This is a genomic window from Aphanothece sacrum FPU1 (assembly GCF_003864295.1).
GTDB lineage: Bacteria > Cyanobacteriota > Cyanobacteriia > Cyanobacteriales > Microcystaceae > Aphanothece_B > Aphanothece_B sacrum.
This window is the reverse complement of sequence record NZ_BDQK01000001.1, coordinates 522,222-541,398: the sequence shown is the minus strand read 5'-3', so window position 1 is coordinate 541,398 and position 19,177 is coordinate 522,222. Positions and strand designations below refer to the sequence as shown.

At 36.0% G+C, this 19,177-nt stretch carries 14 protein-coding genes and 1 riboswitch; of the genes, 7 read left to right on the top strand and 7 right to left on the bottom strand.

Features of this window, described 5'->3' with window-relative positions; all coding sequences use genetic code 11:
• Window positions 1–83: 83 nt before the first annotated feature.
• The 3 genes from thiC to AsFPU1_RS02485 form a co-directional block, all read right to left on the bottom strand.
• Complete coding sequence (thiC, locus tag AsFPU1_RS02495) at window positions 84–1,463, bottom strand: phosphomethylpyrimidine synthase (RefSeq protein ID WP_124974626.1); 1,380 nt, start codon at window positions 1,461–1,463, stop codon at window positions 84–86.
• Window positions 1,464–1,470: 7 nt separating this feature from the next.
• Window positions 1,471–1,566: riboswitch (TPP riboswitch) on the bottom strand.
• A 256-nt stretch (window positions 1,567–1,822) separates the two neighbouring features.
• Complete coding sequence (locus tag AsFPU1_RS02490) at window positions 1,823–2,815, bottom strand: pentapeptide repeat-containing protein (RefSeq protein WP_124974624.1); 993 nt, start codon at window positions 2,813–2,815, stop codon at window positions 1,823–1,825.
• 10 nt (window positions 2,816–2,825) lie between these two features.
• Window positions 2,826–3,989 (bottom strand): hypothetical protein, encoded by a 1,164-nt coding sequence (locus tag AsFPU1_RS02485; protein ID WP_124974622.1) that lies wholly within the window; start codon window positions 3,987–3,989, stop codon window positions 2,826–2,828.
• 314 nt (window positions 3,990–4,303) lie between these two features.
• Here AsFPU1_RS02485 and AsFPU1_RS02480 point away from each other — a divergent pair, with 314 nt between their 5' ends.
• The 3 genes from AsFPU1_RS02480 to AsFPU1_RS02470 all read left to right on the top strand — a co-directional run bounded on the left by AsFPU1_RS02480 (window position 4,304) and on the right by AsFPU1_RS02470 (window position 7,665).
• Window positions 4,304–4,969, top strand: coding sequence for a hypothetical protein (locus AsFPU1_RS02480; RefSeq protein WP_124974620.1), 666 nt, complete (start codon window positions 4,304–4,306; stop codon window positions 4,967–4,969).
• Between the two features lie 83 nt (window positions 4,970–5,052).
• Window positions 5,053–6,495 carry a circularly permuted type 2 ATP-grasp protein gene (locus AsFPU1_RS02475; protein ID WP_124974618.1) on the top strand — a complete coding sequence of 481 codons (1,443 nt, stop codon included), beginning with the start codon at window positions 5,053–5,055 and terminating at the stop codon, window positions 6,493–6,495.
• Window positions 6,496–6,729: 234 nt separating this feature from the next.
• Window positions 6,730–7,665, top strand: coding sequence for an alpha-E domain-containing protein (locus AsFPU1_RS02470; protein WP_124974616.1), 936 nt, complete (start codon window positions 6,730–6,732; stop codon window positions 7,663–7,665).
• 9 nt (window positions 7,666–7,674) lie between these two features.
• On the opposite strand, the gene AsFPU1_RS02465 is transcribed toward AsFPU1_RS02470, so the two are convergent.
• Window positions 7,675–7,962, bottom strand: coding sequence for a small RNA NsiR4-regulated ssr1528 family protein (locus tag AsFPU1_RS02465; RefSeq protein WP_124974614.1), 288 nt, complete (start codon window positions 7,960–7,962; stop codon window positions 7,675–7,677).
• Between the two features lie 355 nt (window positions 7,963–8,317).
• Here AsFPU1_RS02465 and AsFPU1_RS02460 point away from each other — a divergent pair, with 355 nt between their 5' ends.
• Window positions 8,318–9,193 (top strand): transglutaminase family protein, encoded by an 876-nt coding sequence (locus AsFPU1_RS02460; protein ID WP_124974612.1) that lies wholly within the window; start codon window positions 8,318–8,320, stop codon window positions 9,191–9,193.
• A 138-nt stretch (window positions 9,194–9,331) separates the two neighbouring features.
• Window positions 9,332–12,619 (top strand): right-handed parallel beta-helix repeat-containing protein, encoded by a 3,288-nt coding sequence (locus AsFPU1_RS02455; protein WP_124974610.1) that lies wholly within the window; start codon window positions 9,332–9,334, stop codon window positions 12,617–12,619.
• A 23-nt stretch (window positions 12,620–12,642) separates the two neighbouring features.
• Here AsFPU1_RS02455 and AsFPU1_RS02450 read toward each other — a convergent pair whose 3' ends face one another.
• Both AsFPU1_RS02450 and cofH read right to left on the bottom strand, forming a co-directional pair.
• Entirely contained in the window at window positions 12,643–12,834 is a 192-nt protein-coding gene (locus AsFPU1_RS02450; RefSeq protein WP_124974608.1) for a hypothetical protein, read from the bottom strand.
• Entirely contained in the window at window positions 12,831–13,970 is a 1,140-nt protein-coding gene (gene cofH, locus AsFPU1_RS02445) for a 7,8-didemethyl-8-hydroxy-5-deazariboflavin synthase subunit CofH (protein ID WP_124974606.1), read from the bottom strand. Before cofH ends, AsFPU1_RS02450 begins: the two co-directional genes overlap by 4 nt.
• 56 nt (window positions 13,971–14,026) lie before the next feature.
• Between cofH and AsFPU1_RS02440 the strand changes: the two genes are divergently transcribed.
• The gene (locus AsFPU1_RS02440) at window positions 14,027–15,706 is read left to right on the top strand and encodes a glycosyltransferase family 39 protein (RefSeq protein WP_124974604.1); all 1,680 of its coding nucleotides are present in this window, start codon (window positions 14,027–14,029) and stop codon (window positions 15,704–15,706) included.
• Between the two features lie 264 nt (window positions 15,707–15,970).
• The gene (hppD, locus tag AsFPU1_RS02435) at window positions 15,971–17,098 is read left to right on the top strand and encodes a 4-hydroxyphenylpyruvate dioxygenase (protein WP_124974602.1); all 1,128 of its coding nucleotides are present in this window, start codon (window positions 15,971–15,973) and stop codon (window positions 17,096–17,098) included.
• Here hppD and AsFPU1_RS02430 read toward each other — a convergent pair.
• Window positions 17,095–19,131 (bottom strand): glycosyltransferase family 2 protein, encoded by a 2,037-nt coding sequence (locus AsFPU1_RS02430; protein ID WP_125061034.1) that lies wholly within the window; start codon window positions 19,129–19,131, stop codon window positions 17,095–17,097. The two genes, hppD and AsFPU1_RS02430, sit on opposite strands and share 4 nt — an antisense overlap.
• Between the last annotated feature and the right edge of the window lie 46 nt (window positions 19,132–19,177).

The window sequence follows — 19,177 nt, the reverse complement described above, 5'->3', positions numbered from 1 at the left end:
AACGCACCCTACGAATCATAGGCTTTACTTATCACCACAGGTACGGGAGAGCCAACAAGGTGGGCATTGCCCACCCTACTAAGTTATTGAGCGACTTTTTCCCTGTCTTTTTCAGCTAAGAATTGCTCTAATTCTGTCAACGCATCCGCATCAACTTTTGTTTGCATAGGACAGAATTTTGGCCCGCACATGGAACAAAATTCCGCCGTTTTGTAGATATCTGCCGGCAAAGTTTCATCATGATATTCTTTAGCCCGTTCTGGATCTAAAGATAACTCAAATTGACGGTTCCAATCAAAATTATAACGAGCCTGAGACAGTTCATCATCGCGATCGCGGGCCCCTGGCCGATGACGGGCAATATCTGCCGCATGAGCCGCTATTTTATAGGCAATTAACCCATTTCGAACATCTTCCGCATTAGGCAGTCCTAAATGTTCTTTAGGTGTGACATAACACAACATAGCAGTACCATACCAACCCGCCATCGCCGCACCGATCGCTGAGGTAATATGGTCATAACCGGGGGCAATATCTGTTACCAAAGGGCCTAACACATAGAAAGGTGCTTCAGAACACTCCTCCATCTGCTTTTTGACATTAAACTCAATTTGATCCATTGGCACATGGCCGGGCCCCTCTACCATCACCTGGACATCATGTTCCCAAGCACGACGGGTTAACTGTCCCAAGGTTTTGAGTTCAGCCAGTTGTGCCTCATCTGACGCATCATGAGTGCATCCAGGACGCAAAGAATCCCCTAAACTAAAAGAAACGTCATATTTCTTAAATATTTCAATGATTTCGTCAAAATGGGTATACAGAGGGTTTTGCTTGTGATGATGCAACATCCAACGGGCAATAATACCACCTCCACGAGAGACAATACCTGTCAAACGACTTCTGACTAGGGGCAAATGTTCTATGAGAATCCCGGCATGGATAGTCATGTAGTCTACCCCTTGTTGAGCGTGTTTTTCGATGATGTGGAGAAAATCATCAGGGGTCAGCTTTTCGATGTTCCCGTGAACGCTTTCTAAAGCTTGATAAATGGGAACCGTACCAATAGGAACGGGAGAAGCATTGATAATAGCGGTGCGGATGGTGTCTAGGTCTCCTCCTCCGGTAGACAAATCCATGACCGTATCTGCCCCATATTTAACCGCTAAGGTGAGTTTAGCCACTTCTTCGTCAAGATTGGAAGAATTAGGGGAAGCACCAATATTAGCATTGACTTTACATTTAGAAGCAATACCAATAGCCATTGGTTCTAAGTTAGTATGATTAATATTAGCCGGAATAATCATCCGTCCCCGTGCAACTTCTTCTCGAATTAAATCAGGGGGCAAGTTTTCCCGCTTAGCTACATAATACATTTCTTCCGTAATGACCCCTTGACGTGCATAATGCATCTGGGATACGTTCTCTTGTCCCCGTCGCTTGGCAACCCATTGTGATCTCATAGTCGTATACCTCGATAAACAGCTTCCCTACGCTGGTATTACCCAGTCTCAGGTTCTAAGGGTCTTTCTCAGCCTGAGTTAACAGACACCCCTAGCCTTAACTGTTTATTTTGACACCCCCCACTACCTAAAAGCAAGTGAATTATGAATTATAAATTATGAATTATGAATTATAAATTCTAGGAAGTCAAGTACGGGCTAGTTTCGACTCTCCCGTAGCTGTGGTGATAAGTAAAGCTGATAATTCGTAGGGTGGGTTAGACGCGGCTATAATTTTGATGAAAAATGCCTAGTGAGCATCATAATTTCTGTAAAAAACCCGCCCCTACAAATTTTATGTAATTAATTTTGTCTACCTACTACCGATGTACTTTACCATCAGGCATAGTAGCACCCCGTAAAATTACTCCGGCCAAATTAGCACTCATTAACTCAGCCCTAGTTAAATTAGCATTACTTAAATTAGCCCCCATCAAAGTCGCCCTAGCAAAAAAGGCTTCAACTAAATCTGCATCACTAAAATTAGCCCCCGATAAATTGGCCCGACTCAAATCCGCATGATTCATCTGAGTTAAGGTTAAATTAGCTTGGCTTAGATTGGCTCGATTTAACACCACATGAGTCATAATAGCTCCTTTAGCGTTAACTCCAGACATTTCTGTTTGAGACATCTGGGCCCTAACTAGGTTAGCACTAGTTAAATTAGCTCCCGTTAGCCTAGCTCCTGTTAAATTGGTATCTGTGAGGAAAGCTCCCGTGAGATTAGCATTAGTTAGATCAGCCTTACGCAGATCCGAGTCTCGTAGATTAGCTTCTTTAAGATTAGCTCCGTTGAGGTTAGCTCGGCTGAGATCAACCCCTTTCATATTTGCCCCTTGAAGGTCGGCTCTAGCTAAATTAACCGCTTGCAGGTTAGTATAATAACTTTTCTTCTCTTGACGCATATTCGCCCCCCTTAGACAAGCTCCTGTGAGGATAGCTCCGCTTAAGTCTGCTCCTCGCAAATCGGCACCAATAAGGTTAGCATCTAAGAGACTGGCTAAAGTAATATCTGTATCTCGTAAATTTGCCCCCTGCAACAGCGCACCATGTAGTAGCGCACTTCTTAAATCGGCCCCACTAAGATCGGCTTGACTCAAATTAGCCCCACTCAAGTTAGCCCCGACTAAATTGGCTTGAGTCAGATTAGCCCGATTAAAATAGACAAATAATAGGTTTGCTCCCCGCAGATCAGCCTCATTGAGCATTATACCAATTAAATCTGCTGAGACAAGACTAATTCCTGGCAATTTTAATCCATTAAAGAGGGTTTCCCCCGCAGAATAACGCTCGATGAGTTCATTTGCTTTCATAAGGTTGGAGTCAAGAGATCACGGATTTAATGGTTTCGATGATGGTACTAGCGGCTTGTAGGTGCGCTTCTGGATCACTTAGGGATCTGGCGGCTCCATAGAGTTGAGCCTCAATTTCTGTGATTGGTCTACCACTTTGAATCAATTGTTCTAATAAATCGTCCAAAGTATAACTTCTTAACATTGACCAATCTTGGCCGCTGCGATCCCAAGGGTGAAAAAGAAGGGAGAATAGTAATATTTTAGCCCGTAATGGGTTAGTATATTGCATGATTTCCAGACGTATTTCAAAGATATCGTAGGTTTTGGGAGGCGCGGCTGAGGAAGTAGGAACCGCCTGTATCTGTTTTAATTCAGTTACCATTTTTTCTGATGTGATATCAATCACTGCCGTTTCAAATGGTGATACAGATTGTTGTTGCTCTTTGTATCTTTGAGGAGTATTTGCCTCTGAAGTGATTTTAATAATTTGAGTCTGATAAGATTCACTAACTTGCTGTTCGGACTCAATATTTTCTTGTAAGTTATCGTATAAACCTTCAAGTTGAGTGAAAATAATTTTACAAATCGCTACATATAAGTTTTTTTTATTGATATTTTCAACAATTTTACCAAAAGCAATTTCTAGATCTCCTTTAGTGGAGTATTTTTCGATAATTTCGAGCAGTAGATTTTTTAATCCATAGTTATTAATCCGATTTAAGTCGTTTTCCCAATATTGTTGAGTAACGGCATAAATTAATTTACTAATTCGGCCATTTTCTTGATGATTAGTCAAATTTCTGACTGCCTGTTCTAAGAGAAAATCTCCATCAGATATCTGAGTTTCTTTGCCATTATCCGCTACGGATGTCAATATTTCTATAGGTTCAGCTTCGGGATTATAAATATGGGCTAATTTTTCTAAAATAACTTTGGAAACTCCCGCATAAACTTTCGGACGATTGAGAGTTTTAACTAGTTTATATAAAGAGAAAGTTAACTGTTCTGATGTGGGTTTATTTTGAAGTAGTTCCGTAATTAAATCAGCCAAAGAAAAACTATTTAAAACATTAAGATCATTTTCCCAATATTTTTTACAAAGACAAAAAATTAATTTTTTGATCCTTAAAGATTCTTCGTGTTGTTCCAAATATTGAATAGTTTGCTCAAATGACTCTGACGCTAATTGCATAATGATCTCTCAAGTTGAATACACAAATCATGAATTTTGTCAAGGAATAACTCCTAAAGAATTTCTTATTAATCAACGATGGGGCAATAATCAAAATTGATTTCAATAGTCAACCTAATTAGAAAGAATACTCACGAACTTTAAGAGCATCAAGAGTGATCAAACCTCAACTATAGCCCATTATACCGAACACTTGTGTCTAATTTTTCAGCTAAAGTGAATCATTTGTGAAAAACTACCTTAAAATCAAGGCAAATGATCTTGTTAATTCTACGATACTTTATTAAATAGCTCCTGTAACGTTAGCTAACTCCATGTCTAAGTCCTATCAAAAAACCACAATCCAAGTAGCGGCCCTTGTATCTCGCTACGGGTTTGAACTTAAAGGAGTTACCCTACTCGAATTAATTGAGGACTGGTCTGCTTCTTATTCATTCTACTGGATTCGTTTGGCCGTTATCGAAGCATTGTATCAAGGGCGTTACAAAGTGATTTCTGTAGAACAGATTCTCAGCCTGTGGAAACGACGGGGACAACCTACGTTTCATTTTACTCGTGATTTTGAAAGATTGGTAGATCATCAGTTATCCTCTAATGCTTCCAAGACTGAGGAGGAAACCTTGACCTATTCTCAGCCCAAAAAACCGAAAAAGACCCCATCTCAAACGAATATCCCCCCGATTCAACCTAGAAACCCTCAACAAACCAGAGAAACTTTAATTTCTCCTTCATCCCAGGAGATGACAACCCCAATCATCATCAACCCCTTAGACTTGGAGGAGAAAGTTAAGGGAAATCATGACCCATTGAAGACAGATTTAAGCTTAACAAATATTAACAATTCCTCCCCCGATTTGGTCACACAAAGGTCTATTCATCAATTTGTTCCTAATTCTGATTCCACTCAATTGTATAGTAAGCTCATGGCAGTGGCTCGTCAAGAATTAGCTGAAAATTTTGAATCCTCCACTTTTTCTTGATCTTAACTATTGTCTTATTCGCTACAATCATAAAATCCCTAAAGGTTAATGCTGTAAAAAGGAAGGTTAGAGGAGAATTAGCTGTGACGGTGCATTTTGATAATTATAATCCCGAACAATTTTATGATGAACTTTATGAGTCTGTCGGACAACCTAGACCTCATGCAGCATCACTCATCAACTGGATGCAAAATTTATCTTTAGAACGGCTTCAACAACATCTTGATACTGCTCAAATTGCTTTATTTAATCTGGGAGTAACCTTTAGAGTTTATCATGATAATCAAGGAGTAGATCGAATTTTTCCTTTTGATATTATTCCTCGTATTATTGATGCTCAAGAATGGCTAAAATTAGAAACAGGACTCAGGCAAAGAATTAAATCTTTAAATTTATTTTTAGCTGATATTTACGATCAGCAATTAATTATAAAAGATGGTAAAATTCCTCAAGAAATAATTAATTCTGCCCAAGGATTTCTCAAACCTTGTTTGGGGATTAAACCCCCTGAATCTATTTGGTGTCATATTACAGGCACAGATTTAGTCAGAGATCATCAGGGTCAATGGTATGTATTAGAAGATAATTTACGGGTTCCGTCTGGTATTTCTTATGTGTTAGAAAATCGTCGGGTGATGAAAAGTACATTTCCTGATATTTTTAAAACAATGGCGGTTAAACCTGTGGATGATTATCCGAGTCATCTATTAGAAACTTTACTAAATTTAGCTCCTTCTTATCTTCCTAATCCGACTGTAGTTGTGCTGAGTCCAGGCATTTATAATTCTGCTTATTTTGAACATTCTTTTTTAGCTTTACAAATGGGTGTAGAATTAGTAGAAGGACGGGATTTAGTTGTCTGTGATGGTTATTTACAGATGAAAACTACGAAAGGATTACAACGAGTTGATGTAGTTTATCGTCGGGTAGATGATGACTTTTTAGACCCTCAAGTTTTTCGTTCTGATTCTTTATTAGGGGTTCCTGGTTTAATGGATGTGTATGCTCAAGGAAAGGTAGCCTTAGCTAATGCTCCAGGAACCGGAATAGCTGATGATAAGGTGATTTATGCCTATGTTCCTGAGATGATTCGTTATTATTTAGGAGAAGAACCGATTTTAGCCAATGTTCCTACTTATTTATGTTGGCAAGAAAAGGAGCGCGATTATGTGTTAGAAAATTTAGATAAATTAGTAGTAAAGGCAGCCAATGAAGCTGGAGGTTATGGAATGTTAGTGGGGATTAAATCAACCCAAGAACAACGAGAAGATTTTGCTAATCGTATTAAATCTAATCCTCGTAATTATATTGCTCAACCGACCCTAAATTTATCTCGTGTTCCCACTCTTATTAATGGACAAATAGAAGGTCGTCACGTAGATTTACGTCCCTATATTCTCCATCGAGGTGATGAAATTTATGTTCATCCTGGGGGACTAACAAGAGTTGCTCTGACGAAGGGTTCTTTAGTGGTTAATTCTTCTCAAGGGGGAGGTAGTAAAGATACCTGGGTACTTAAATTATGAATTATGAATTATGAATTATGAATTATGAATTATGAATTATGAATTATGAATTATGAATTATGAATTATGAATTATGAATTATGAATTATGAATTATGAATTATGAATTATGAATTATGAATTTCATCCTGACTCCTGTAGGGGCGGGTTTTTGACAAAAATCCTGGATTCTAACCGATATTTTCGATAAACCCGCCCCTACTAAAACAATAACCCCTAACCCCTAAACCCTAAAATGTTAAGTCGTGTTGCAGATACAATTTATTGGCTAAACCGTTACATTGAACGAGCAGATAATGTGGCTCGTTTTGTCGATGTTAATTTAAATTTAATGCTTGATTTAACTCAAGTAACGGGACAACAATGGGAACCTTTAATCTTAACTACTGGAGATTTACAATTGTTTTCCCAACGCTACGGAGAAGCATCTTCAGACAATGTGATTCAGTTTTTGACCTTTGACAGTAATTATCCTAATTCTATTGTTTCTTGCGTGCAAAGAGCGCGGGAAAATGCCCGTTCAATTAGGGAGATTATCTCCTCAGAAATGTGGGAAGAAGTTAATGCTTTTTATCGCATGGTAACAGAAGCATCTAATGATCATCCTCAAGGGACTTTACCGCATTTTTTTACTCAAGTAAAAAGGTCTAGTCATCGCTTTGCTGGAGTCATGGATGCGACCATGACTCATAATGAAGGGTGGCATTTTGGACAAATGGGAAGACTGCAAGAAAGGGCTGATAAAACCGCCCGTATTCTTGATGTTAAGTATTTCTATTTATTACCTTCTTTAGAATGGGTAGGAACTCCTTTAGATCAAATTCAATGGATAGCATTACTAAAGTCAGCCAGTGCTTATGAAATGTACCGTAAATGTCAACGAAGAATTACACCGAGTAATGTAGCAGAATTTCTCGTTTTTAATCGAGAATTTCCCCGTTCCATTCATTTTTGTTTGCTACAATTACAGCGATCGCTTCATGAAATTACGGGAACGCCGCTAGGAACATGGCATAATAAACCCGAACGAGCGTTAGGTAGTTTATGCGCTCAATTGGGTTATACTACCATTGAAGATGTTATTAAAATTGGGTTACACGAATTTTTGGATCAAATTCAAATTCGGGTTAATGAGGTGGGAGAGAAAATTGGAGAAACTTTCTTTACTTAAGTTTAGGGCCTATTTTTTGTAATAGAAAGCGATCTCTTTGTCTTTGAGGGGGGCAAAATCTGCATCTAGTAGCATTTGATTTAATTCTTCTTGAGAGATATGTTTTGCCCCAATTCTAACAATTCGAGAGCGCATTGTATTGGTAACACCACTGCGTTGACGTTCCCCTTCCAGGACCATCACTTGACGGTATAATTCTAAGCGGTTAGAAGGAATGGGTGTTCCGTCAAAATCAATTCCTTGAGCGATCGCAATATCAACAGCATCGGCCCCAGTGGTGGAGGTTGGTAAATTCATAAAATAGTTTTTGTCATGAAAGTTCATTATCAATTGTATCAACTCTTGGTCACAAATTTAATTTGTTAGTTTATTGCTCAAAATCTTTGTTACTCTATTAAATAGCTAAAATAGGATTTACGCATCAAAAATACCTGTAAGGTCAATTCATGAATTCACCATACAAAAACACTTAATATCTAGAGGTGTTGCGTAAGTTTGTTTAAATATTTTTAAATGTTACATCAGGAGTTATTTTTATGACAGGTTCAGATGCACAAAGGCCTGGTTTATCTAAGATATTAATAAGAGTCATAAACTCTGGTAAAAACCCGCCCCTACGACTTGATAATCAAATTTTTTAAACCTAAAAATTATGCTTTACAAAATCCATCACAAAACAATTTATAATTACAATCAGCCCGTATTGCTTCAACCCCATACTCTAAGATTACGTCCTCGTTCTAATGGCTGGCAACAATTATTAAATTTTTCTCTTAAAGTTGATCCTGAACCTATGGGAATGTCTCCAGTAATTGATGTTGATGGTAATGGTTTAACTCAATTATGGTTTAATGAACCAATGGAGTCATTAAACATAACAATTGATGCTCAAGTAGAAACTTATATTAATAACCCCTTTCAATATGTTTTAGAACCTTGGGCTGCTCATTTACCGATAGATTATCCTAGATCTCTATTTATTCAATTACAACCCTATCTTTATCCTTATAATGGTTCTTTTCATCCTATTATTATTGAATTAGCTCAACAAATTCTACATCAAGTTGAAGGAAATTGTCTTCAATTTTTATCTCGCTTAAATGAGCAGATTTACCAAAATTGTCAACAGATATTTAGAGAAACTGGCAATCCTTGGCAACCGAGTATTACTTGGCAACGTCAACAAGGATCATGCCGTGATAGTACCGTATTATTTATGGAAGTCTGTCGGGTGGTAGGTTTGGCTACAAGGTTTGTCAGTGGCTATCAAGAAGGCGATCGCCATCAAGAACAAAGAGACTTACACGCTTGGGCAGATGTTTATTTACCTGGGGGGGGATGGCGTGGCTATGATCCCACTCATGGGTTAGCAGTGGCGGATCAACATATCACTTTAGCTGCTAGTTCATTGCCTCAAAATGCGGCCCCTGTAGCCGGACAAATTACTCCGATTAAACCTATTTTAACAACAGATAAACCACTAGAATCGAAGATGGAAGTTCATCTTTTAATTGATCGAAAAAGCTAAATTTTTTGTTCTCTTAGTTTATAAATATTACTTATTTTGAAATTTAACATAAATTACTAATAGGGAGACAAAAATAGGGATAAACTCTTTTAAACTTAATTAAGTAACAGTGTGTGAGTGTGAGGAAAGCAAGGAACTATGAGGTTAATAGAAAGTGAAGGGCGATTGATACAAAATCTAATTTATTTTTCCACAACAACAAATCTAGTCAGTGGGTTATTATTGGCTATTTTCCCCTTAACTGTTTTAGCAGAAGGAGACCAGACTCCTTTAAATAGTATCCCTCCTCTACCAACCGCCGCCAAAACTTTACAGGAAGCGGGATGGACAAATAAAGCTATTACGCCAACACGGGCCCAACTATCTCAAACCTCGACCCCAGAAACTCCTCAAGAATCTTCTTCACCAGAAGCTGAACCGGAAATTCGATATTTTACCCCTCGTATTGGGGCCCGATTTGTAAGCGGGCCAGAGGTAGGTTATCCGAGTTCTGTGGCAGGATTAGAGGGTTTTTTGCCTTTAATTCAAACGGGAGAACAAAATTTGACTTTTTTAGAAGGAAGGTTTCTTATCTCTACCAATGAAGAATCAAACTTGCGGGGTAATTTTATCATTGGCCATCGTTTCTATACCGATCAACGTATTTATGGGGCTTATCTCGGTTATGATGTACGAGACACAGAATTTAATCAATTTAATCAACTTGGATTCGGTTTAGAAACCTTGGGGGATGTGTGGGATGCTCATTTTAACGTTTATGTTCCCCTGGGTAATACACAACAACAAACTGGGGAAAATGTTACTACTGTTAATACGATTACTCAGAGTGTAACAGCCGATTTTATTCATTTTCAAAAGAATTTTCTCGTCTTCCAAGATGTGCGCTTACAGCAACAACAGCAACAACAAGTCACTCGTTCTTATGAAAATGCTCTCTTTGGCTTAGATTTTGACCTTGGGGCTAAAATTCTACAAATCGGTAATCAAGGCGATTTACGAGGGTTTGTTGGTGGTTATTATTACGAAGGACAACAAATAACAGAAGATATTTGGGGTTGGCGGTTAGGATTAGAAGTTAAACCCACTGATACCTTACGGTTAGGCATATCCGTACAAGATGATGATACCTTTGGGACTAATGTGATAGTGCGCTTGGGTGCAAACTTTCCAGGTACTCGGCCCCGCAATACTTCTGTTGAGGAAGTTTGGGCCAGAATGGGAGAATGGGTTCATCGTCAAGAGCAAATCGTTGTTGATGAAGTGCAAACCACGCAAACGATAGTTTCTCCCGTAGAAGTTCTGTTAGATCAGCCTATTGTAGCCATTAATCCTACCACTAATCAACCTTGGATTTTTCGTCACGTTAATCTAGGCCAAGGGGGAGGTGATGGAACCTTTGAAAACCCATTTGGGACGGTAGATGGGGCTATATCTATCGCTCAAAATAATGAGATTGTCTATGTTCAAAGTGGGACTAACCCTGGTATTCCTAGCTTTAGGGTTCCTGATGGTGTACAAGTGCTTTCTACGGGGCCGCAACAAGTTATTCCCACTGCTAACAGGGGAAATGTTATTTTACCTTTGTCGAATGCTGGAATATTGCCAACCGTTAATGGCACTATAACTATGGGCAATAATAGTGTTTTATCGGGGTTTGATATTACTGGAACTAATTCAGGAGTTCGCGCTATTGGGGTCAATAATTTTGTGGTTCGTGATAACATTATTAGAGGAATTAATGGAAGTGCTGCATTGTTATTAACTAATGCCAACAATGGGTTAATTACGAATAACCAAATTATCGGTGTCGGTGGCCCAGCTTTAGTTGGAACTAATATCAATAATATTCGTTTCCCCAATAATACTTTAACGAGTTTTAATTCTACTTCTGATGGTATTAGGCTTGATCAAATTAATGGTTCAATTGACTTCACAGGGATTACTACTACTATTAATAATGCAAGAAATCGAGGAATTGCTATCACAAATAGTAATGGAACAGTGACTCTTTCTCAAGTAAATATTACCAATACAGGGGATGAGGGAATTTTGATTCAAAATGTAGCTGGAGGGGTTAATATTAATGGAGGAACGATTACAGGAAGTAAAAAATCAGGAATTCAAAGCACCAATTCTAATTTAACTGTTAATGGGGTTGGAATTATTGGCAGTGGCAGTAATGGTATTCAAATCAGTAATAATGATAATATCAATCACACGGTCGCTATTAATAATACTAAAATTAGTAATGTTACTGGTCAAGGTATTAATATTACTAATTCAACTCTGACCGCGTTTGCTAATAATCAAATTAATAATGTTGCTGGAAATGGGATAAATTTGATTCAAGTAACCTTTGATGCTAATCCTAATACTTCAGTTTTGGAAGCTGTTGCGGGAGGAACAACCACAGTTAATCAAGCACTTGGTAATGGAATTAAATTAACTAATGTATCAGGTTCTTTAACTCCCGATACTACTTGGAAGATTAGTAATATCACTAATAATGGTTCAGGTAATAGTGGTTTATTCCTAAACGGACATGGAAATTTAACCATCGGTAATATTGATATTAATAATGTTCCTAATCCTGATAAGTCCAGCACTGGTATTACTCTAATTGATTTAACGGGTTCGTTTACCGTAGTAGGCAATACTTCTATTGCTTCAGTCGGAACTGGACTTTTTGTTTTCAATAGCAATAATGATAATAATGCTAATTATTCTTTTAGTAATAGTAATGGTAAAATCCTTACTATTACTAACACCAGTAGAGACGGTATGTTGATTAATGGAGGTAGTAATATTTTTAATTTTGGTGATACTAACATTAGCAATGCATCAGGAAATGGAGTGACTATTACGGGGGTTAACACAGGTCAAACTACCTTTAATAGTATTAATATTAATGGGGTTATAAATGGAATTAGCTTTATTACAGGTAATACTCACCATTTAATTATTAATCGTGGTTCTATTCAGAATACGATAACTACGAATTCAAGTAATGGTAATGGTATTGATAATGGCCCAGCTGTTATAAACTTGACGGTCAGTAATGTTAACTTTAATAATATCGCAAGAAGTGCTATTACAAATGGCCAAGGATTTGCCCCTCCAGCATTACGCACATTTACACTAAATAATAATACTTTTAGGGCTAATAATACTAATGTAATTAATCTCAGTGGAGGTAATAATACTAATCTTTGTTTAAAATTCACTGGTAATACGATTAGTTCCGGGACATCAAATAATAATAACGGAATTATACGGTTTGTTAAATCTGGCGCAGCAGGAACATTCCGTGTTGAAAATATTGCCCCGATAGCAACATTCAGAAGCAATAATAATAATTGGACGGGAACATTAACTCAAAATGGAACTATTACTAATGTTCCTACAGGTACTTGTCCTACTCCCTAAAAAAAATATTATTTATAACCTTTTTACTCAACTTTCTGTTTAAAAATTTCTGTTTGATTGTTTTTTTCAGTTAACCCTAACTTATTCATTAATTGTATCACCCCAATAGAAACAACAACCCCTAAAAATAAACCAAAGCCAAGTAATATTAAAAAAACTTTTTTAGCTTGTTTTTTAGCCCTTAATATCCGTTCTTGTTCTGAATTATTATTCATAATAGCTCATATAAAGTATTACGTTGCTGATAAGAACGACCCAGAGATTTAATAGCTTCTCGTAAGGTTTCAACTGCCATATAAGTTCCTCCTGTTGCCCCTGCCATCGTCGTGATATGTTCTTCCATTAAGGTTCCCCCAATATCATTACAACCCCATTTTAAGGCTTCTTTGGCTCCATGTAGTCCTATTTTAACCCAACTAGGTTGATGATTGGGTATTAATTCACCTAAAAAAAGTCGAGACACAGCAGTTAATAATAGTGTGTCTTCTAAAATAGGTTGATCTCGTCCCACACGATTTCTTAAACTTTTCGGTGCATCTTGTCCCACAAAAGGTAAGAGAATAAATTCAGTAATTTTAGCAGGATAATCATTTTCAATCGCTATTTTTTGTAGTTGTTTTAACTGCATTAAATGATTAATTTGTTGCCGTGAATTTTCGATATGACCACATAACATTGTGCTAGTAGTAGGAACTCCTAAACTATGAGCAAGACTGATGATTTCTAACCAAGTTTCTGTATTAATTTTCTCAGGACAAATCACCCGTCTTACTTTATTATCTAATACTTCAGCCGCCGTTCCTGGCATAGAATCTAACCCGGAATCTCGCAAAGCTATAATAACATCACCATAACTAAGATTGTCCTCTCTAGCAATAAATTGAATTTCTTGAGGGGAAAAAGCATGAAGATGCAATTGAGGGAATTCTTGTTTAATAGTGGTGACTAATTCTTGATAATAATTAAGAGATTTTCCCTGTAATTTAGCTTGAGGATTTAATCCCCCTTGCATACAAATTTCTGTAGCCTTTTTTTCGACAGCATCCGTCGCTTTTTCGATAATTTGATGACGAGTTAACCAAAATGCCCCATCTTCTCCTTCATCCCGCCGAAAAGCACAAAAATTACAATGTTGCTCACAAATATTGGTAAAGTTTATATTACGATTGATAACATATGTTACCCTATCTCCAACCTGTTTTTGACGCAATTTATCCGCACTTTGACCAATGATAGCTCTTACTTCTTGTTCTGTCTGATTCAGAAGCATTACCCCATCATCAGGAGATAAATTTCGGCTCTCTTGGACTTTCTCCAAAATATCATTTATCCTGTTTATATAAGTAATCACTTGGACATTATGAGTTAATTTAACTATAATTATTATACATCAATTTGGCTAATTGTATGAAATTATCAAAACAAACCTTAATTATTACCCTACTAATGGCTTTAGGGATGGCAGTTATCCTCAGAATTGTTAATTTAGGTAGTCGAGAATTTTGGTATGATGAAGTGTTATCCTTGTTATTATCTACAGGTCAAAAAAATAGTTATCAACACCCAACAGATATGCCCGTTCTTTTGTCTAATTATATTAATGTACTGAAGTTACCGATTGAAAATAATTTTAATGATGTAGCACAAACTTTTGTAAACTTTCTCAAAGGATTAGTCGCTGAACCTCATCCCCCTCTCTTTTTTATTGAACAACATTTTTGGTTAAGATTATGGGGAAATTCAGAAGTTGCTATGCGGAGTTTAGTTGCTTTATTTAGTCTTGGTTCAATCGGTTGTGCTTACGGGTTAGGACGGTGTTTATTAGGAAATCAAGGGGGATTATTATTTGCGGCTTTACTGGGTTTAAATCCCTATTATTTATTCCATTCTTTAAATGTCAGAATGTATGCTTCTCTCGTATTTTGGACTTTACTCAGTAGTTGGTCATTATTAGAATTAATTTCTCGAAATTCTGCTCAAAGAAGTTTAAATTCACTGATATTAAAACCTGTTTTTCTCAATTCCAAATGGTTTTGGACTTTCCTATTAATTATATCCGTATCAGCCGGATTTATGACTTTTTATTATTTTGCCTTTTGGTTGATAGTTTTAGGCGCGTTAATACTGTTATTAAACCCACAAAGATGGTGGCAATATGCTCTTTATTTATTCAGTAGTATTATCATTACAATTCCTTGGTTATGGTGGGGAACTCGACAACAATTAAGAAATGCTGATTTAGGCAGATTTGCAACTACGAATAATTGGTTAGAAGCAATGTTAAAACATAGCCAAGAATTCCTGGATGTTTTGGGTATTCATTTATTATTAGGAGACTGGGTTAGTATAGCCCCATCTTGGCTAATAACTCTCATAGGAATCATCGCACTTACTATTTTAGTATGGTGTATTTGGAGTTTGTGGTATAACCAAGAATATCGTCTATTAACTATCGGATTATTACTGGGTATTTTCCCTTTATTATTAATGTTAACTTTCGATATTATTACTCAAAAATTCACTTTAGGATTTGGTTGGGGAAGATCGGTGATTTTTGTTCTTCCTGGTCTATTATTATTAGTAACAATTTATTTAGAAAAAGCTGCAAAAAAATGGAAGGATATCACTATTATTAGCCTCTTAATTATCTATTTAACCGTTAATATAACTGATTTTAGCCTTCGTTCCCGTTCCATGTTTCAGCAAATCTCTAATATTATTGAAAAACAACCTGACACCCCTACTTTAATTGTTATGAATTCTCAAGCTTGGGGTCATGTATTACGTCTTGCTTATTATCTTCCCTCCACTTCTCCTGTTAGCTTACTTGCTCAAAATTCTGACGAACTTGCATCTAAATTAGAAAAAACATTACAATCTACAACAAATCAATATGAACGGATTATTTGGTTAGATAGTCAACGTCCTGTTTGGGGTAAACCGACAACAGAAAAACAAAAAGAGAAAGTTAAAGCTATGTTAGAAAAACAGTTTAAATTAGAGGAAAGTAAAACATTATTAGGCACTTGGGAATTGGATGATTTTACATTTAATCTATATCAAAATTACACAAAAAATAATTTTTAATTGAAAATTCAAAACAAATTAACAACAAAATATGTTAGGATGTATGGGAAAAGAAAAATCGGCGTGGCTGAATTAAAGGATGATTTTTATCTCGCGCAAAGACGCAAAGAATCGACGCAAAGAATGGCTGTTTCATACTCTGATTGCTGCAACGCCGCAAAATCTAATTGAATGCAAGTTATTGTCAAGTATTTTCATGACTTAAAACCTGTTTAACTCTCATTTTTTGCTATCTTTAAATAAATTTAGATAAGGAAATCACTAATGACTCTAACTGAATCTAAAATATTGCCAAATCAACAGGAAAAAGTTAATCAAATCAAAAAAATTGATTATGTAGAATTTTATGTCAGTAATGCGCAACAAGCAGCCTATTTTTACCAAACAGCTTTTGGTTTTAAAGTTATCGGTTATGCTGGACTAGAAACAGGAGTAAGAGAATATACTTCTTATTTATTAGAACAAGGAAATATACATTTTATTCTAACTTCTCCTTTAATTTCCCAGGGGCATATTTCTGATTATATAAAATTACATGGAGATGGAGTTTATGATATTGCTTTATTAGTAGATAATGTAGAAAATGTCTTTCAAACAGCAGTCAATAAAGGGGCTAAATCTATTCTTGAACCTACCTTAACTAAAATAGCAAAAGGATATATCATTAAAGCCACTTTAGCAGCTTATCAAGGAGATTTAAGTCATTCTTTAATTGAACGTCATAATTATAATAGTTTTTTACCTCAATATTATCCTATATCTTCTCCTCAATTAGTTGAAGGAGTGGGGTTAATAGAAATTGACCATGTTGTGATTAATACAGAATTGGGAAATAGAAATAAATGGACTAATTTCTATGAAAATATTTTTCAATTTTATTCCTATCAAGAATTCAGACAAGAAGATATTGCCACAGAATATTCGGCTTTAACTTCTACTGTATTAACTAATCAAAATGGTCAGATAAAATTTCCCATCAATGAACCAGTAGAAGGAAGATATAAATCCCAAATTCAAGAATATCTTGACTTTCATATGGGTTCAGGAGTACAACATATTGCCCTGAGAACAAATGATATTATTAAAACTGTCAAAAAATTAAGATTAAATGGGGTTAAATTTTTAGAAATACCTGATGCTTATTATGATAGAATATCAGAGAAAGCTAATTTAATCAATGAAGATATTAATAGTCTTAAAGAACTAAAAATACTTTTAGATCAGGATGAAAAAGGATACTTACTGCAAATTTTTACTAAACCTTTAGCCTCCCGTCCTACCTTTTTTATTGAAATTATTCAACGTGAAGGTTCTCCAGGATTCGGTCAAGGTAATTTTAAGGCTTTATTTGAAGCCATTGAAGTTGAACAAGCAGCTAGAGGGAATCTTTAAGCAATATTTTTTCTATTTATATTATACCAAATTGTCCAGAGATAACCTAATAAAAAAGGCAACCATAATAATAACCTTTCCCTATCTATTAAAACCCAACTACTATCACCCAGTGCCATGCGATACTGTAAGATAAAATAAACAAAAGCTGATAAACTAATCAACCGAACCCCTAAATTTTGATTCCCTACAGAAAAAGGAATAATCCAGGTAAAATACCAAGCATGAATAATGGGAGAAAGGGTCAATAAAAAGAAGAAATAGCCTTGATTAAAAGATTGAAAAGTGTTAAACTTAATTAATGAAAACGCAATAGCAGCGATTAAAAATAAGGCATAAATCCAATTTGATTGACGTGAACCTTGCCAAACCAAAGCTAATAAATAAGGAAATAATTCCGCACTTCTTCCATGGGAAACAAAGGTTGAACTGGTAGGAATTAAGGGACATTTACCAAAGGTACAAAAGGGAAGTACACTGATGCTTAAAGGGAATAATCCAGTAATAAGAACTAGCAGTGCTAATTTAAGATTAATACGACGAAAAGCTTGCCAAACTAAAAAGCCTAAAATGGGTAAAGAGATCCATTTTATCCCGATACTAATTCCTAATAGTAAACTGCTCAAAATCCATTTCCTTATTTGAGTATTATCTTGAGATTTAATGTTATCAAATATAAACCAACTACCTACTAAAGGTAAAATAAACCAACTATCATAATGGCCGCCACCTGAAAAGGAATAAATAACTAAAGGGTTCCAGGCATAAATTAAAGATTTTATCTTGCCAAAACGATGATATAATAGCCAACAAACTAACAAATCTGCCCCAACAAATCCTAATTTAAAGATAATAACATTAGCCCCAAAAGTAGCTAAAAATCTAAATCCCCATTGGGCCACAGGTGGATAAATAGCAGATACATCCAGATGATTAATTAGAAGCCACCAGGATGTACGATAAGGGAGTAATTCTATCGCATTAGGAGAAAAATTATAGGGACTAATTCCTTGAGTTTGTAAATATCCTTCCCAAAGATATCGCCAGATATCATCCCCTGGATACATAAACAGTAAAAACAGTCGAGTTAAAATAGTTACTATCCCGAACCAAAGTCTTCCAATAGAATAAATACCCCAAGATAATATATATCCTATTCCCATCACACTTATTCCCCACCAAAAATGAGGAACTGCTTCTATTTCTCTAAAATCTCCATAGGGAATAATTAAAAAAGTTCCTAATAATAATAATAGTCCACTTAACCAACTTAAAACTTTTGATTTATTCTTTTTTTTTTCAGTTTCTGGCTGCCTTTTACTCAATCGTCTGATATATAATTTAGCTAGGGTACTTAAAATAATTATTCCTGCTTTAATACTTCCAGAAATTGTTCCAGAAATTTTGGATTTTCCTCCTTGTCGGGGATAATAATTAACCGGAAGTTCGCAAATTTTTAATTGACATTCAATTGCTTTTACTTGCATTTCTACTGTCCAACCAAACCCTCGATCTTCCATTTCTATTTTGTCTAAAACATCTCGACGAATTAAACGTAATGGGCCAAGATCATGATAAGAGTAACCCCAAGCTAACCCAATGAGAAAACTAGCTAAACGGTTCCCAAAATGTTGTACAGGAGTCATTACTTTGCGTCCACTAACTGTTGCTGTACGATCACCTAAAATTAAGTCATAATTATCTTTTTGCTGCCAAAATAGGGGTAATTGTGATAAATCATCGCTTCCATCTCCGTCACAAAACAAAATCCATTCAATTTCAGGGGTCAATTCTTGTAAACCCCTCCAACAAGCTTGTCCGTAACCAGGTATGGGTTCAAAAATTACCTCTGCTCCAGCTTCTTGCGCTAGAATACCACTATGATCCCTACTACCATTATCAATCACCCGAATTTTATTCAAGCCTAAACTCTGTAAAAATGCGATAATATTAACAATAGATTCTTGTTCATTACGAACAGGAATAATCACCAAGATGTTATCTTGATCGTAAATTTTTTTAATTTCGTTCATACTCTCCTCTCATCTAAAATTAAGAATTGTTTGCTAGATTGTTTGA

What these genes read in the sequence shown, in the direction of transcription:
- AsFPU1_RS02490 (WP_124974624.1), bottom strand. Translation starts at nt 2,815, where the DNA reads ATGAAAGCAAATGAACTCATCGAGCGTTATTCTGCGGGGGAAACCCTC.
- AsFPU1_RS02440 (WP_124974604.1), top strand. Translation starts at nt 14,027, where the DNA reads ATGAAATTATCAAAACAAACCTTAATTATTACCCTACTAATGGCTTTA.
- AsFPU1_RS02430 (WP_125061034.1), bottom strand. Translation starts at nt 19,131, where the DNA reads ATGAACGAAATTAAAAAAATTTACGATCAAGATAACATCTTGGTGATT.
- thiC (WP_124974626.1), bottom strand. Translation starts at nt 1,463, where the DNA reads ATGAGATCACAATGGGTTGCCAAGCGACGGGGACAAGAGAACGTATCC.
- hppD (WP_124974602.1), top strand. Translation starts at nt 15,971, where the DNA reads ATGACTCTAACTGAATCTAAAATATTGCCAAATCAACAGGAAAAAGTT.
- AsFPU1_RS02470 (WP_124974616.1), top strand. Translation starts at nt 6,730, where the DNA reads ATGTTAAGTCGTGTTGCAGATACAATTTATTGGCTAAACCGTTACATT.
- AsFPU1_RS02485 (WP_124974622.1), bottom strand. Translation starts at nt 3,989, where the DNA reads ATGCAATTAGCGTCAGAGTCATTTGAGCAAACTATTCAATATTTGGAA.
- AsFPU1_RS02480 (WP_124974620.1), top strand. Translation starts at nt 4,304, where the DNA reads ATGTCTAAGTCCTATCAAAAAACCACAATCCAAGTAGCGGCCCTTGTA.
- AsFPU1_RS02455 (WP_124974610.1), top strand. Translation starts at nt 9,332, where the DNA reads ATGAGGTTAATAGAAAGTGAAGGGCGATTGATACAAAATCTAATTTAT.
- AsFPU1_RS02465 (WP_124974614.1), bottom strand. Translation starts at nt 7,962, where the DNA reads ATGAATTTACCAACCTCCACCACTGGGGCCGATGCTGTTGATATTGCG.
- AsFPU1_RS02450 (WP_124974608.1), bottom strand. Translation starts at nt 12,834, where the DNA reads ATGAATAATAATTCAGAACAAGAACGGATATTAAGGGCTAAAAAACAA.
- AsFPU1_RS02460 (WP_124974612.1), top strand. Translation starts at nt 8,318, where the DNA reads ATGCTTTACAAAATCCATCACAAAACAATTTATAATTACAATCAGCCC.